Origin of the sequence: Pseudomonas sp. ACM7 (assembly GCF_004136015.1) — a bacterium.
Lineage (GTDB): Bacteria > Pseudomonadota > Gammaproteobacteria > Pseudomonadales > Pseudomonadaceae > Aquipseudomonas > Aquipseudomonas frigoris.
Genome location: NZ_CP024866.1, coordinates 4,783,199 through 4,797,747 on the forward strand (window position 1 = coordinate 4,783,199; position 14,549 = coordinate 4,797,747).

A 14,549-nucleotide genomic window follows, 5' to 3' on the forward strand; every position below is an offset into this window, starting at 1 on the left:
TTATGGCTAATGAAGTTCTGGTTGGACTAAAGATCGGCGCCGCTGTATCGGGCAGTCTGAGTGCTGCATTCGGTTCGGCCAAATCCACCGTGCAGCAACTTGGTCGTGCTACTGATGGATTGACGGCCAAACAGAAACTCATCGGTACCGAGCTGGTGGCATCCCTGGCGCGTGGCGGCACCGGCATCGAGCGCATGCGTCGGCAGTACGACCAGGTCGGCCGCACCATTGATCAACTCAAGGTTAAGCAAGACCGTCTCAACACCAGCATCGCCAGGGGTGAAACCCTCAAAAACAAACGGGGTGAGCTGCGTGGCCAGGCCATGGAAACGGCTGGAACAGCGGCTGTAATTGGTGCGCCAGTTGTCCAGTCGATGCGGACGGCCATCGACTTCAAAGACAAAACTAATGACATCGCAATCACTGGCGGCTTCAATGCAGAAGAGGAAACGCAGCTCGGCAATGTAATGAGAGGCGCCGCACTCAAGTGGAATCAAACTCAAACTGAAGTCGCTGCTGGCACAGCAGTGTTAATCGCAGGTGGGGTCTCCAGTGCCAAGGAGCTTGCTGCATACGCACCGGTCATGGCCAAAGCAGCTACCGCCACCCGTGCCAGCATGGATGACCTCGGCTCTGTAGCCATCGCGTTGAATGACAACCTCGGTATCGGCGCCGCAGGACTTGAACGCTCAATGAACATGCTGGCCTTTGCCGGCAAAAGCGGTCAGTTCGAACTGGCGGACATGGCCAAATGGCTGCCGCAACTTACGCCCCAGTTTGCAGCCCTTGGTGTGACTGGTGAGCGGGCAGTCGCCGAAATCGGTGCTTCTCTACAGATCGCCCGACGAGGTGCTGGCAGTAACGATGAAGCGGCCAACAACTTCAAAAACTTTTTATCGAAAATAACTGCACCAGACACCCTTAAAGCGTTTGAAAAGTCTGGTATCGATCTTAAAAGCAGCATGAAGAATTTGGTCAGCGAGGGGCTTTCTCCCGCTGAGGCAATGATAAAAATCCTGACTACTCATCTCGGCACCAAAGCTCCCGCAGCTGCTGCCGAGTACGGAAAAGCGCTTGATCTTAAAGACGATAAAGAGCGCCAGACTGCGTTAGCTCGATTGGATGAGGCTTACAAATTAGGTGAGCTGTTTGCTGACCAGCAGGTACTTTCATTTATTCGCCCTGCGTTGGCTAATCAGAAGGATCTTAGTGGTATCCAGAATGGTAGTAAGGACGCAGCCGATAAGGGTGTGCTCGATACCGACTGGAAAAAACGGATGGAGAGCCCGAAGGAGCAGCTAAAAGCGCTGACGATCAATCTTTCGGAGATAGGAATAACCATCGGCAGCACGTTGTTGCCAGCACTCGTCGAAGTTACACAAGCTGTCATCCCAGTGATGCAGTCATTCGCCACCTGGGCCGGTGAGAATCCTGCGCTTATCAAAGGTGTCATCGGCCTGGTCGGTGGCCTGTTGCTCGGCAAGATGGCCTTCATCGGCGCTGCCTACGGGGCCAACCTGGTGCTTTCGCCCTTCGTGGCCATGAGCACCACCATCACAACACTGTCCTCTAAATGGACCTTGCTGCGCGGCATGTGGCAGATGGGTAAGTTTGCCCCCCTTATCAATGGTATGAGCAAAGGTGCCGGAGCCGTGAAATGGCTGGCTCGGGGTAGCGTTGCACTTGGCCAAGCGCTGGGCGGGAAGTTACTTTTCGGTCTGCGCGTTGCAGGCCAAGCGATTCTGTGGCTGGGTCGAGCCTTGATGATGAACCCTATCGGACTGCTGATCACGGGAATCGCCGTGGCGGCTTACCTGATTTATCGCTACTGGGAGCCGATCAAAGGCTTTTTCGCCGGTTTGTGGACGGAGATCAAGGCCGGCTTCAGCGGTGGTCTCTCAGGCATTTTGGGGTTGATGGCTAACTTCTCTCCGGTCGGCATGTTCTACAGAGCCTTTGCCGGAGTGATGAGTTACTTCGGAATTGAACTGCCGGGCAAGTTCACCGAGTTCGGCGGCATGATCATTGATGGTTTGGTCAATGGCATCAGCAATGCCTTAGGTGCCGCCAAAGAAGCTGTCGTCGGTGTCGGGACTTCGGTCAAAGGCTGGTTTACCGAGACGCTCGGCATCCAGTCTCCAAGCCGAGTGTTCATGGGCTATGGCGCCAACATCAGCGAAGGCGCCGCTATTGGTATCAGTGCGCAGTCAGATCTGGTCCGAAAAGCGGCACTGGGCATGGCTGAACAATCGGGTGTCGACCTTGCGTCGCCGAATCCGGCTGATGTCTCCAGGGCGAGCATGATGGGGAACGCTGGAGGCGCATCTGCTGGAATGGGTTCCGGCATGGGCGGCGGCCCAAGCTTCACTTTCTCCCCGCAAATCAACGTACCTGGTGGTGCGGAAATACAGCAGCAAGTTCAACAAGGGCTGCAGGCCGGCTATGTCGAATTCACGCGGATGATGGATCGCTACATGCACGACAAGCGCCGCCGTAGCTATGGCCCATCTGATGAGGGGATCGCCTGATGTTTGCAATCCTGGGTGATATCGAATTCACCGTGGCCGGTGGCATCAGCGGTATGGAGCAAAGCGGATCGGCCGACTGGGCAGAGCACGCACGTATCCAGGGGAAACCTTTGCTGGAGTGGATCGGTGAAGGTCTGGATGAGTGCAACCTGACCATCGAGCTGCACCCGGTCCTGGGCGATCCCGAGGAGCGGTTGCGAACCCTGCGCCTGGCCAAGAGCAAACATGAGCCTCTGGCCTTTGTGATGGGAAGCGGCGAGTACCTCGGTGCCTACGTCATCACTAACATCTCCAATGCCATCCGCCGCTCAACGGCCGTGGGCCAGATCAAGGCTGCCACTGTTCAGTTAAGCCTGAAGGAATACACTGGGGCATTCACTCGTAAGGTCGCTCGGCCGGGACTGCTCGATTCGGCCTTAAATGGCACAACGGCGGCGGCTGCTGGTAAGCCCGGACTAATCTCGCGGCTGATGCCATCCCCCAGTACTGTCCAGGCGGTGATTGGTCATGCGAAAACAGCCGGGAACATCCTGAAGGCAGGCCAGAACCTGTATGAAACGGTCAAGAGCGGCAACGCCTCGATGATCCTCGGTCAAGTTCCGCAATTGCTGGGTGTTACGGCCAGGGCCATTGGACCGCTTCAAGGACTGACGTCAGTGGCCGGGTTGCTTGATGACGGCGCCGATCTGTCGCGTCTAGGTGAGGACGTATTGGGCAGTGTGATGGGTGCTCGATCAGCCCTCAACCCGGTCGACCTGGGCAACATCGTCGACCGGTTCTCCGCGTCCCGCGAGTCGCTTGGCCAGGCGCTCACCACAATGGACGGCTCCCGCATCCGTTTGGCAGGGTTGGCGGCGCAAGTCTTGACCAGGAGGGCTTAATGTTTATTCCCCATATCACCACCGATGGCGAGCGTTGGGACCAGTTGGCATGGCGATACTACGGTGATGCTCATCGGTATTTGCCGATCGTAGAGGCCAACTCCCATGTGCCGATTACCGCCGCTTTACCAGCAGGTTTGACCTTGGCCATTCCCGTACTTGAACCCGTGGCCACCACTGAGGATCTTCCACCATGGATGCGATGATCCCCAAGCAAGTACCGGAAGCTCGCTTCGTGCTGGCCTATCAGCAGAGCAACATCACCCGAAACGTCAGCCAGCACTTGATCTCTTTGTCTTACACCGACTATCTCACAGGCCAGGCTGACAGTCTGGAGGTCGAACTGGAGGACACCGAGGGTAAGTGGCGTGATGGCTGGTATCCAGGGCATGGCGACAGCTTGACCCTGTCCATTGGCTGGGAAGGCGAGCCGCTACGCGCCCTTGGCCGGTTTGAGATCGATGAGGTAGAGCTTAATTGCCCGCCCTCGACGATCACCATTCATGGCTTGGCCACCGGTATTAAGGCGGCATTGCGGACCACCGAACACCACGCTTATGAAAACACCACCCTGGATGCCGTGGCCAAGCAGATCGCGGCACGTCAGGGGCTGGAGCTGATCGGCAGTATTGAGCCGATCAAGCTCGACCGGCTGACTCAGCAGGAGTCCGATCTGACCTTCCTGCGCAACTTGGCAGCCGAATATGACTACGCTTTCAAGGTGACCGGCAACCGTATGGTCTTTCATGCCATCAGTGAGTTGGCCAAGGGCGCCCCGGTGGCAACGCTGGTGCTCCAGGACTTAACCAGTGTGAACTTGCGCGATCAGATCAAAAGCGTCCCTCAAGCCATCGAGGTAAAGCACAAAGAACCCGCAAAGAAGAAACTGATTGCCTACAAAATCGAAAATGGTGAAACCGTCGCGGTGCCCAGCAGCGTGAGCAAGGCGACCACCAGCGGTGATACCAAAAAGAGCCGCAAGCGCAGTGCCTCCGCCGAAGAGTCCAAGGCCAAAGCCAAAGCGGACCTGGCCAAGGCTAACCGCGAACGCACTACCGGCAGTTGGGGCGCGATGGGTCGGCCGAACCTGCTCAGCGGCAATGTGGTGACCTTGGTAGCGGCGGGTAAACTCGGCGGGAACTACCTGATCACATCTTCACAACACCGGATGACTCGCAGTGGTTACACCGTGGAAAAGTCAGTCTGCCGCATCTCGGCACCCTCGATCACATTGACCCAAGAGAGCACCAAGCCGGACCTGGCTTTAACAACCTACGGCATTCAGCAAGAAGTGGTGGCGTGACAATGGGGAGCCAAACTGATGGGTGTTGAGTTGGAGTACGGTGAAGTCAGCGCCGTGGATCACCTGACTTGTCGCATCCGAGTGCGTCTGGATGACCGCGATGGGGTTGAGAGCTACTGGCTCAACGTGCCCCAACGCAACACACAGGGCACGAAGCGGCGGCCTTTGATGCCAGAGCTGAATGAACAGGTCGCCGTGTTGCTGGACTCTGATGGCGTGGGCGGTGTTTACCTGGGCGGAATCTACTCATCGGCCGAACCGCCGCCGGTTGTCGATGAAGACACTGACTATGTGCGCTTCAGTGATGGAACTGTCTCGACATACGACCGTGCGGCCGGGGTAATGACGTTGGACAACGTCGGGGCTTTGCTTTTGAAGTGCGGCCGGAACATCACCGTTGAATCGGGTGAACCGGTGTTGGTGAAGGCACCGTCAGCAACGTTGCACATACCGCAGGTCACCTTGAATGGAAACCTGAAGTTGAACGGCAACCTGATGGTAGATGGCAACGTCAATGCAACAGGTACGGTCATGGATGGCGGTGGAAACTCAAACCATCACACCCACTAGCTCTCTTTAAACTCGATTAAAAGCCTCACCGTCCACTCCCTCGCATCATGGGTGCATGACGACACCCATTCCCTACACCAGCATCACCGCCGCCCACTGGCAGCCTGCCCTCGGAACATCCGGCGAGGTGGTCGAGGGCCTGCGCGATATCGACCAAGCCATCCGCATTGTCCTTACTACACCCAAGGGCAGTGACGCTCATCGGCCGGACTTCGGCAGTGATCTTCATTTATATATCGACTGGCCCGTCAACCGTGTTACCCCGCACCTGGTGCGTGAAGCGGTCGACGCTATCCGTCGCTGGGAGACCCGAGTCTCAGTCGTCCAGATACTGGTGCGCATTGAAGACTCGCGCATCATTTTGCGCGTGCAGTGGCGGGTTGCGGATGGTGTCGCCCAGATGACAGAGGTGCCCTATGCGCGAGCTGCCTAAGCCAATATTCATCCAGATTGATCCGGCTGCAACTGAGGCGGATCTGATCGCAAGGTACGAGGCGAAGGCGAACAAAACACTTTATCCAGCCCAAGTTGAGCGGCTGTATATCGACCAAATCGCCTACGCCGTGACCCGTCTGCAGATGGGTATTCAGAATGCGGGTGAGCAACTGCTGGTTCGGTTTGCGAAAGGACCAATCCTTGACTACCTCGGTGAGTTGGTCGCCACACCTAGACTGTTGGCGGTGTCTGCGCGTTGTGCGCTTCGATTCAGCATGCCAGCGGCAGTGCAGCAGCCCTTACTCATTCGGGCCGGAACTCGCGTCAGTACCCAGGACGCCAAGCTCGCCTTTCTCACTGACCAAGACGTCATCATCCCCGTTGGCCAGGCCCAGATCAGCGTGACGGCAACCTGTCTGACCGCTGGTGAGCTTGGCAATGGCTGGGCTGTGGGCCAAATCAGCAGTATTGGTAATCCGCCTGCATCTGGACTGACTGCGACAAACACCATTGTCACGGCGGATGGTGCCGAGGACGAAGAAGACGACCGCTATCGCGAGCGGATCATCCTGGCACCCGAAGCCTTCAGCAATGCCGGTAGCCGTGGAGCTTATCGTTACCACGCCCTGGCCGTGCATCAGTCGATCGTAGACGTTGCCGTTCATGGACCGGATGAAGGGCAACCGGATGGTCATGTTGCGCTATTCCCTCTGACCGACGCAGGCCTGCCCTCGGCGGATCTGCTGCAACGGGTCAAAGACCAGGTCAGTGGCGAAAAGCTGCGCCCCCTGTGCGATACGGTTCATGCCTATCCACCAACCGAAGTCACCTACCAGATCAAGGCTCGCATTACCTTTTACGACACGGCAGATCGTATTGAAGCTATGAAGGATGCCAAAGTTGCGGCCGAGGCTTATGCCGTTGAACGCCGTGCAGGTCTCGGTCGCGATATTGTCCAAGAACAACTGACCGCGCTGCTGCAGGTGAATGGCGTCTATCGGGCTGATCTGGAGTTCCCGAGCGCTCTGCGTGAATTGGTCGGTAACGAGTGGGCTAACTGCACCTCGATCCAGCTGGTCGACGCAGGTATGGCACATGGCTGACCAGCAGCTACCACCAGCCTTGGCGGGTGACGAACGTTTTGCTCTGCTGTGCGAGCTGCTCAATGAGACGCTGGACGGCCTCGATATTGACGCAATGTTGGTTTACCTGGTTGACCTGGTGAAGCCTCAGTTATTACCGACCTTGGCAGAGCAGTTCTCTCTCCTCGATGAGGCCGCCTGGATGCTGGCCGAGTCGGAGGACGCTAAACGCAGCCTGATCAAGAACTCTGCTCAGCTGCATCGCTACAAAGGCACGCCCTGGGCAATCCGCGAAGTCATACGTCTGCTCGGCTTCGGCGAGGTGACGCTTCAGGAAGGCTTGGGGAACCAGGTGCGTGATGGTTCCATCACCAGGGATGGGAGCCATGTCCACGGAGATCCTTCTGCATGGCCGCTTTATAGGGTCTTCCTTGAGCGAGCCATCACCAATGACCAAGCTGCGCTTTTGCGCCGCCTTCTTCTTTCCGTCGCTCCGGCTCGCTGCCGGCTGGTGTCGCTCGACTATCAGTCGGTCGCTATCAGGCATAACGGCTTCGCTCGCCGCGACGGCCAATACAACCATGGGAGCAGCTAATGGCCGATCTACCTGAAATAGCCGAATGGACAACGGGCATTTACCAGCTTGAAACATCCGACCCCGTATTGGGCGGCCCGGAAGGTATCGACAACCTACAAGGCAAACAGCTGGCCAACCGAACCGCTTACCTCAAACAGCATATAGGCGCTCTGGAGTCTGGCGATACGGCCTCGGGCAAGGCCAGTGTTCTGGCGACTGCCCGCACGATTTCGTTGACCGGTGATGGGACTTGGTCGGTTTCTTTTGATGGCAGCGGTAATGTGTCCGCAGGGTTCACCCTATCCAATATCGGCGTCGTTGCGGGTACCTACGGCAAAGTCACTGTCAACGCCAAGGGATTGGTTACGGCTGGGTCCAGTCTCGCGGCAGGTGACATACCCTTGTTGGACTGGTCGAAAATCACCACTGGACGGCCAACCACTCTTGACGGCTATGGGATTGGTCTGCCGTCCCAGCTGCAGGCAGAAACCGGAACTGATAACACCTTGCCCATGACTCCGTTGCGTGTTTTTCAAGCCATCGCAAAGGTCATCACCCAGGCTACAGAGGGAGCGTTTGGATGGTTAAAGATTGCTACGCAGAGCCAGGTTGTCGCGGGTACCGATGATACTGCCGCCGTTACCTCAAAAAAGCTCAGAGCAGGATTCGTTCTCTATTGGTCAGCTCCGACGGGTGCGGGGTACATCGCCCTTCCAACCTGGCTAGGGGGATACATCATTCAAACTGGCCAAGTGAACTCGGCAGTAGATGACGTCATTACCATTCTTCCAACCGCCTTCCCCAACACCTTCATGCAGGTGATGGTCTGTAACGGATACACGGCAGGGTCGGGATCCATTGGGTATCTGGCAGCTTCAGCTAGGGATGCGTCCTCAATAGTGTCAAGAGGATCAAGCGCATCACTTGGGGCTCGATACATTGCAATCGGAAAATGAGGTTCTAAATGAAGATTTATTGGAGTTCTGAAACGGGTGGTTTCTATGACTCAAGAATCAACAGCGCTTTGCCCGCTGGATCGATAGAAATTACTAGCGAGTATCGCGAATTGCTCATTAAAGGCATGCAGGAAAAGCGTGTGGTGGTAGCAACCGCTGACGGTTATCCGGTTCTACAAGCCCCTCCACCCCCAACTGCTGAACAAGTCGCGATGGTCGAGCGCGCATGGCGAGATGAAGCGCTGGATGGCATTAAATGGCTCCGAGATCGTCATCGTGACGAGCAGGACATGGGCTTGCCCACGACTCTTGGAGTAACCCAATTCTCTGAGCTTCTAAGCTATATGCAAGCACTACGTAGCTGGCCGCAATCGCCTGAGTTTCCCAACGTAGAGGGCCGACCTGTGCCCCAGCAATGGATTGTCGACCAAGCGTCCTAGCGACCTGTGAGAAGCGATTAGCTCTAGAAAGAGGGCTGTCAGCTCAAGTGTTCGAGCACTTGAGCTGACCGCCAACCAGCAGACGAATCCTGCAAGCCAGCCAAGGCCCTCTGCTCACGCGCGAGCGGCAGGGAGCCTACCAGAAGCCCAAAAGGTTTGCAGATGATGCAAGAAATACGTTGTGGGCACTGCGGTCGGAAGTTGGCCGCAGTGCATGGTTTTATTGAATTACAAATCAAGTGTCCGCGTTGTCGAACACTCAATCACCTGAAGGCCGAGAGCCTCCTGACACCGCCGTTGAGCGCACCAAGCCATCAGGAGGCACCATGTACGCACAACCGATCATCCCTTGGATAGGCGGCAAACGCCGCCTCGCCGACCGGATTTTCCCACTGTTTCCAGCTCATAGCTGCTACGTCGAACCGTTTGCCGGAGGTGCTGCGCTGTTCTTCCTCCGGCCAGTGCCGGCCGAGGTGGAGGTGCTCAATGACGTCAACGGTGACCTGATCAATCTTTACCGTGTCGTTCAGAACCACCTGGAGGAGTTCGTCAGGCAGTTTAAATGGGCTTTATCGAGCCGCCAGGTGTTCAAGTGGCTGCAGATGACCCGACCGGAGACACTCACCGATATACAGCGGGCAGCTAGGTTCTATTACCTGCAGCAGTCGGCCTTCGGTGCCCGTGTAAACGGCCAAAGCTACGGCACCGCCACGACCACACCACCAGGCCTCAACTTGCTGCGACTAGAAGAAACCCTATCAGCTGCTCACCTTCGGTTGAGCAGCACCTATATAGAACACCTGAGCTGGTACGAGGTGATGAAGAAGTACGACCGCGAACACACGCTGTTCTATTGCGACCCGCCGTACTGGCAGACCGAGGGCTACAGTGTACCGTTCGAATTTGATCAGTACGAGTTGATGGCCAAGCTCCTGGGCGAGATCAAAGGCAAGGCCATCATCAGCCTCAACGATCACCCAGATATTCGCAGAGTTTTTGCCGGCTATCACATGGAGACAACCGACATTAAGTACACCGTTGGCGGTGGGAAAGGGAGCGAGGCGAAGGAGGTACTGATATTCAGCTGGGACATTCAGGCCGAACCGGCCGGCCTGTTTTGAAATTCTATTGCAAAGGGTGCAAATGAACCTGAAGCTATTTATCTCGCATCAGGGCGCGTATTTTTCGCGCCCGGCATCACCTCATCCCCAAACGCCGGCCGCTTACACCCATCCCCCCCAGGGCACTCACTCAACCCCAACGGATCAACCCACCCTGTCGGGCTCCGCGTGTACTGATACCCGTTTAACCCGCCCGCCAACTTGCTCGGATCCGGCGTCAAATACCGTCCAATATCCGGATTGTAGTAGCGATGCCGGTTGTAATGCAGGCCCGTTTCCGCGTCGAAGTACTGCCCTTGAAACCTCAATGGCTGATCAAGCACCTGATGGGTGTCGCGGTTGAGGCGAGTCAGGCGGCCATAGGCTGTGTATCGGGCGGCCCAGATGATGTCGCCGCTGTAGTCGGTGAGTTCTTGCGGTGTGCCGAGGTGGTCGAGTTGGTAGTAGAACGGGCAGGCCTGGTGTGGGCCTTTGCCGTCGAGCATGGCCAGCGGGCGGAAGCTGCCCGGTTCGTAGACGTAGCTGCGGTAATGCTCGCGGTTGCTTTCGGCGATGAGGTGGTCGCCCTGCCAGAAGAACTCGGTGGTTTTGCCGTCGACGGTTTTGCTGATGCGGCGGCCGAAGGCGTCGTAGCGGTAGGTCGCCTGGCTGCCGTTGGGCAGGGTGGCTCCGATCAGCCGATGTTGGCAGTCGTAGCGGTACTCGGTGATCAGTTTTTGCCCGGTGCCGCGGCGCTCGCGGATCAGGTTGCCAAAGGCGTCGTAGTCGTAATGGCGGTCGCCTTGCATGAGCAGGCGGTTGCCTTTGACGGTGGCCGGGCCAGGACGATCCTGCATCAGCAGGTTGCCCGCCGGATCGTGGGCGAAGCTTTCCGGTTGTTGATCGCGGGAGTGTCGGACGCGAATCAGACGGTCGAGTGGATCGTATTGGTAGCTGCGTTGGCCGTGTCGCGTGTCGGCAATGTAGTCGAGGTTGCCGTTGGCGCTGTAGGCATAGTCGCGGCGATACAGCGGTTGGAGGTGTTGGCTGACGGCGTGGGCTTTCAGACGGCCTTGGTCGTCATATTGATAGTCACTGAGCAACAGGCCTTGTTGGCGGTTTTGTTCGCGCCCGGCGAAGAATGTATGCGCCGTCAATCGGGTGCCGTTGAGGTCGATGGCCGTCAGCGCACCGCCCTTGGCGTGGTGGTAATCGAGCTTGCTGTTGTCCGGCAGGCGCAGGCGATTCAGCTGACCGCAGGCGTCGTAGCCATAACGTAACGTGCCCCAGCCTTGGTGTTCGCAGATCAGCCGGTCCTGCTGGTCGTACTCGAACTCCAGCGGATGATCGTGGCCGTCGTCGACGCTGACCAGGCGGCCGAGGCTGTCGTAGCGATATTCGACCTTGATGCCGTCGGGCAGGGTTTTGACCAGCAATCGCCCGGCCGAATCCCGCTGATAAGCCGTCACCAACTGCGAGCCATCCTCGCCGAACTCGGTTTTCTCCAGCAACTGGCCGTTGAGGTCGTAGGCGTACGCCGTGCGTTGGCCGTCGAATCCGGTTTCCTGTCGGATCAAGCCGTTGGGCGTGTAGTCCAGGAGATATTTTTCACCGGATTCGTTTTCGATTTCCGTGAGCAACAGCTGCGCGTTGTCGTAGCGGTACTTCAGCTGGGTGCCGTCGGCATTGAGGCGGCGGCTGACCAGGTGCAGATCGTCGACGTATTCGTAGCGGGTGACGCGACCCAGTTCATCGCGTTCGGCGGTGATCTTGCCGTAGGCGTTGTAGCTGAACGCGCGGCTGGCGCCTGTAGGAAGCGTCGTCTGGATCAGTCGGTCGACGGCATCCCATTGGTACTGGGTAACGGCGCCGTGTTCGTCCTGACGGGTAATCTGCCGCCCCAACGCATCATAGGAAAACCGCCGTTGACCACCGTCCGGCAAGGTCTCTTCGAGCAATTGCCCCAAGGCGTTCCAGACGAACACATGCCGGCTGGTGTCCGGGTAACGGATCGACAGCAGCTGACCTTTTTCGTCGTAGTGATAGTGGGTGACATGACCGTCAGGATCGGTCGCTTCGGTGATGTCACCATGGGCATTGCGCTGATACTTCCACACGACTTTGCCGCGATAGCGCGCATGCAGGAAACCGTGGCGATACTCGTAGGCCGTTGGTTCGTCTTCCGGCGGAATCAGCGCGATCAGCCGTCCGACCTCGTCGTAACGGTATTCGGTGACGGCGCCGAGCGGATCCTGCTCGGCAATCAGCCGGCCTTGATCGTCGTAGACCTTGAGGTGTTCGCCGCCGTCCAGCTCGACCTTGCGCACCAGCCGCGCCCGGTCGTCGTGCTCGTAAATCTCTTCGCTACCGTCGGCGTTCTTAACCAGCACATTGCCGTTGTTGTCCCAGACATATCGCGTGTCCATCTGCGAAAAAGTCGCCCAATGCCGCACGCACCGGGCCGCTTTGCCGGCACGCTCCCACTCCCAGTAGAAACTCGCCCCCCCGGCTAACTGCCGCTGCAGAATCACGTGCTGATCGTCGTAGTCGTAGCGTTCGCTTTCGCCGGCGGCATTGGTCGCTTCGATCAAGCGATGACGAGCATCGTAGCGGTAGGCAACCAGTGTTTGCTCAGTACGCCAGGCGTCTTCCAGGGTGTCGGCCGGATGAAAACGCTGATACTCGACGGCGACCATGTGCCGGCGCTCATAGCGCAACAGAAGGGAGCGCCCTGCGCCGTTATCGAGGCGCTTGATCCTGTCAGAAAAGTCCCGCTGCACCATCAGCCGATTGCCGTAGGCATCGCTAATGGCCGTCAGACGTCCAGCACAAAAGTGAAAAAAACGCGCTTTTTCGCCAGCCAGGGCGAGGATCAATTCTTCGGGTTCATCGCCGAGATAAATCGCCGCCCGCGATAGGCTGTTGTGAATCGTCGGGCGCTCGCTACTCGGTAGCGGAAAGGTCGTACGACGGTTTTCGTGGTCGATCCAGATGACGGTGTCGCCATCGATTTCCAGGTGATGCGCGAGGGAGTGACTCCAGCCGAATCCGAGCCCGCAATCGATCTCCACCGCACTGGTGCGATAGAGTCGGGTGAAGTCGAACGGCAAAATCCCGTCCAGCGCACCGTCGGTCAGCGTGAGCAGTTCCTCGCCCGTGACCATCGATACCGGACAGCCATTGGTACAGGTCAACGGTCCGCAATCGGCGCTGTCGCCGTTGGGGTTTTTCGCCTGATCCGGGGCATCGTCGCGATGTTCCTGCCTGCCAATCCTGGTCATGGCTTCAGACTTGTCGCGAGCAATGGCCACCGGATTTTTCACCAACAGAAGCGGCGCAACCCCAGCGGTGATTTGCAACGACACGGCGGGCGCAGGTTTGATCGGTGCATTCCGGGCATTGACCATCAGCGGTTTGAGCGCGCCAGCGTGGGCTGTCAGGTCGGACCTGGCGGTGAGCTTAGCCAATCGCAAACTGGCGGCCGCCAGCCATTGCCGGGACTGCGGGGACTTGATCCTGGACAGCACCTTCTCACTCAGACGCAATTCCAGTCCCGCAGGACCGGTAAGGCACATGAGTAAGAAACTGATCAATATCTCCGTACGAATTTCCGCCACGACCTCGGCGATGTACTGCGGCGGCAGCATCCTCAGCCAACTGGTGAACGCCGCGAGATGAATGAACATCAACGGCTCGTCGCTCAGCATCAGCAACACCTTCGCGATGGACTCCGCCGAAGCGTTCAGCAGTGTTTCAAGCTCGGATCGGGTCAGGTATTCCAGGAGTTTTTCGCTGTTGGCCTGCAGGTCCGCGATCAGGGCGTAAATCTGCTTCACGTCATCCCACAAACCGTTCAGCGAGTTCTCGAAGCCGCGCCAGTCAGCCTGTTGCAGCATGCCGTAGCGCTTGATGAAACCGGCCTGGGAGAACCCCGCCCACGCTGGTTCGAACTCGGTCGTCCACTCGTTGCGCAGCCAACCTTCCAGCTCGCCGATGACGTCCTGATAGGAGGCGTAAAGTGCTTTGACGTGATCAGCGGATACATCGGGAAAAAAGGTGATGCGATAACGCTGGCCGCGCTGGCAATCGGGGATTTCCAGGATGCCGCCGGGGCCGATCTCGTCGTAGATCGGTTCGCCAAATGTCTGCTTGCCTGCCACGTCGGAAATCAAAGGTTCAAGCATCACCGGGGTATTGCCGATCGGCACGAAACGCGCTGCCTCAAACATATGCACCAGAGTCAACGGACCGCTGGCCGGGCACGCGGCGACTGTCGCACTGACAGGCGTAGTCGAATTCTTCGGCGCGCTTAGACGGACTTCGTTGCCGACCTTGAAAACTTGCTCGACATCCAGGGCCTTGCTGGTCCAGAAACTTTCAGCCCAGGCGTCGTAGTCGTTCAGGCACAGTCGAAAATCACCCAGCAGCGCTTCGACATTCGGCTGGTCAGGGTCCATGGCGGCGAGCACCAACAGCCCGATGGTGTTGTTCAAGGCCAGGAGGTTGTCAGGTATGAACATTCGCAGTCCCTCGCGCGGATCAATTCAGAGCGCGAGACTTTGCGGGGGATCGGCGGGGAAAGAAGTCGGGAAAGTAAGTGTTTGGTGTAGGGGAAATCGCTAAATGACGGAGAGCACTTCGGCGCAGGTTTTAGCACCGCTCAGGCATTGCCCGTTG

Annotated in this window: 13 protein-coding genes; 12 read left to right on the plus strand and 1 reads right to left on the minus strand. The window is 57.7% G+C overall.

Annotation, left to right across the window (positions count from 1 at the left end):
• Positions 1 to 2 precede the first annotated feature (2 nt).
• From CUN63_RS22775 to CUN63_RS22830, 12 genes are all read left to right on the plus strand, one after another.
• Positions 3 to 2,528, plus strand: a complete 2,526-nt coding sequence (locus CUN63_RS22775) for a phage tail tape measure protein (protein ID WP_129442722.1) — start codon at positions 3 to 5, stop codon at positions 2,526 to 2,528.
• A complete protein-coding gene (locus tag CUN63_RS22780) occupies positions 2,528 to 3,409 on the plus strand; it encodes a phage tail protein (RefSeq protein WP_129442725.1) in 882 nt (293 codons plus the stop codon). The genes CUN63_RS22775 and CUN63_RS22780 overlap by 1 nt, the downstream gene beginning before the upstream one ends.
• Complete coding sequence (locus tag CUN63_RS22785) at positions 3,409 to 3,615, plus strand: tail protein X (protein ID WP_129442728.1); 207 nt, start codon at positions 3,409 to 3,411, stop codon at positions 3,613 to 3,615. Before CUN63_RS22780 ends, CUN63_RS22785 begins: the two co-directional genes overlap by 1 nt.
• Positions 3,603 to 4,712, plus strand: a complete 1,110-nt coding sequence (locus tag CUN63_RS22790) for a phage late control D family protein (protein ID WP_129442730.1) — start codon at positions 3,603 to 3,605, stop codon at positions 4,710 to 4,712. Before CUN63_RS22785 ends, CUN63_RS22790 begins: the two co-directional genes overlap by 13 nt.
• A gap of 18 nt (positions 4,713 to 4,730) precedes the next feature.
• The gene (locus tag CUN63_RS22795; protein ID WP_129442733.1) at positions 4,731 to 5,282 is read left to right on the plus strand and encodes a phage baseplate assembly protein V; all 552 of its coding nucleotides are present in this window, start codon (positions 4,731 to 4,733) and stop codon (positions 5,280 to 5,282) included.
• Positions 5,283 to 5,337: 55 nt separating this feature from the next.
• Complete coding sequence (locus tag CUN63_RS22800; RefSeq protein WP_129442736.1) at positions 5,338 to 5,715, plus strand: GPW/gp25 family protein; 378 nt, start codon at positions 5,338 to 5,340, stop codon at positions 5,713 to 5,715.
• Positions 5,699 to 6,820, plus strand: coding sequence for a baseplate J/gp47 family protein (locus tag CUN63_RS22805; protein WP_129442739.1), 1,122 nt, complete (start codon positions 5,699 to 5,701; stop codon positions 6,818 to 6,820). Before CUN63_RS22800 ends, CUN63_RS22805 begins: the two co-directional genes overlap by 17 nt.
• Positions 6,813 to 7,394, plus strand: a complete 582-nt coding sequence (locus CUN63_RS22810; RefSeq protein ID WP_129442741.1) for a phage tail protein — start codon at positions 6,813 to 6,815, stop codon at positions 7,392 to 7,394. Before CUN63_RS22805 ends, CUN63_RS22810 begins: the two co-directional genes overlap by 8 nt.
• A complete protein-coding gene (locus CUN63_RS22815; protein ID WP_129442744.1) occupies positions 7,394 to 8,332 on the plus strand; it encodes a hypothetical protein in 939 nt (312 codons plus the stop codon). The genes CUN63_RS22810 and CUN63_RS22815 overlap by 1 nt, the downstream gene beginning before the upstream one ends.
• A gap of 8 nt (positions 8,333 to 8,340) precedes the next feature.
• Positions 8,341 to 8,772 carry a phage tail assembly chaperone gene (locus CUN63_RS22820; protein ID WP_129442746.1) on the plus strand — a complete coding sequence of 144 codons (432 nt, stop codon included), beginning with the start codon at positions 8,341 to 8,343 and terminating at the stop codon, positions 8,770 to 8,772.
• Positions 8,773 to 8,937: 165 nt separating this feature from the next.
• A complete protein-coding gene (locus CUN63_RS22825) occupies positions 8,938 to 9,129 on the plus strand; it encodes a Com family DNA-binding transcriptional regulator (RefSeq protein ID WP_129445140.1) in 192 nt (63 codons plus the stop codon).
• Positions 9,099 to 9,893 (plus strand): DNA adenine methylase, encoded by a 795-nt coding sequence (locus CUN63_RS22830; RefSeq protein ID WP_129442748.1) that lies wholly within the window; start codon positions 9,099 to 9,101, stop codon positions 9,891 to 9,893. Before CUN63_RS22825 ends, CUN63_RS22830 begins: the two co-directional genes overlap by 31 nt.
• A 38-nt stretch (positions 9,894 to 9,931) precedes the next feature.
• Here the strand turns inward: CUN63_RS22830 and CUN63_RS32785 are convergent, their stop codons facing one another.
• Positions 9,932 to 14,392: an RHS repeat-associated core domain-containing protein gene (locus tag CUN63_RS32785; protein ID WP_371928187.1), complete on the minus strand. Its 4,461-nt coding sequence runs from the start codon at positions 14,390 to 14,392 to the stop codon at positions 9,932 to 9,934.
• Between the last annotated feature and the right edge of the window lie 157 nt (positions 14,393 to 14,549).

Coding starts and splice junctions, on each gene's coding strand:
- CUN63_RS22820 (WP_129442746.1), top strand. CDS start 8,341: ATGAAGATTTATTGGAGTTCTGAAACGGGTGGTTTCTATGACTCAAGA.
- CUN63_RS22790 (WP_129442730.1), top strand. CDS start 3,603: ATGGATGCGATGATCCCCAAGCAAGTACCGGAAGCTCGCTTCGTGCTG.
- CUN63_RS32785 (WP_371928187.1), bottom strand. CDS start 14,392: ATGTTCATACCTGACAACCTCCTGGCCTTGAACAACACCATCGGGCTG.
- CUN63_RS22810 (WP_129442741.1), top strand. CDS start 6,813: ATGGCTGACCAGCAGCTACCACCAGCCTTGGCGGGTGACGAACGTTTT.
- CUN63_RS22815 (WP_129442744.1), top strand. CDS start 7,394: ATGGCCGATCTACCTGAAATAGCCGAATGGACAACGGGCATTTACCAG.
- CUN63_RS22785 (WP_129442728.1), top strand. CDS start 3,409: ATGTTTATTCCCCATATCACCACCGATGGCGAGCGTTGGGACCAGTTG.
- CUN63_RS22805 (WP_129442739.1), top strand. CDS start 5,699: ATGCGCGAGCTGCCTAAGCCAATATTCATCCAGATTGATCCGGCTGCA.
- CUN63_RS22830 (WP_129442748.1), top strand. CDS start 9,099: ATGTACGCACAACCGATCATCCCTTGGATAGGCGGCAAACGCCGCCTC.
- CUN63_RS22780 (WP_129442725.1), top strand. CDS start 2,528: ATGTTTGCAATCCTGGGTGATATCGAATTCACCGTGGCCGGTGGCATC.
- CUN63_RS22825 (WP_129445140.1), top strand. CDS start 8,938: ATGCAAGAAATACGTTGTGGGCACTGCGGTCGGAAGTTGGCCGCAGTG.
- CUN63_RS22800 (WP_129442736.1), top strand. CDS start 5,338: ATGACGACACCCATTCCCTACACCAGCATCACCGCCGCCCACTGGCAG.
- CUN63_RS22775 (WP_129442722.1), top strand. CDS start 3: ATGGCTAATGAAGTTCTGGTTGGACTAAAGATCGGCGCCGCTGTATCG.
- CUN63_RS22795 (WP_129442733.1), top strand. CDS start 4,731: ATGGGTGTTGAGTTGGAGTACGGTGAAGTCAGCGCCGTGGATCACCTG.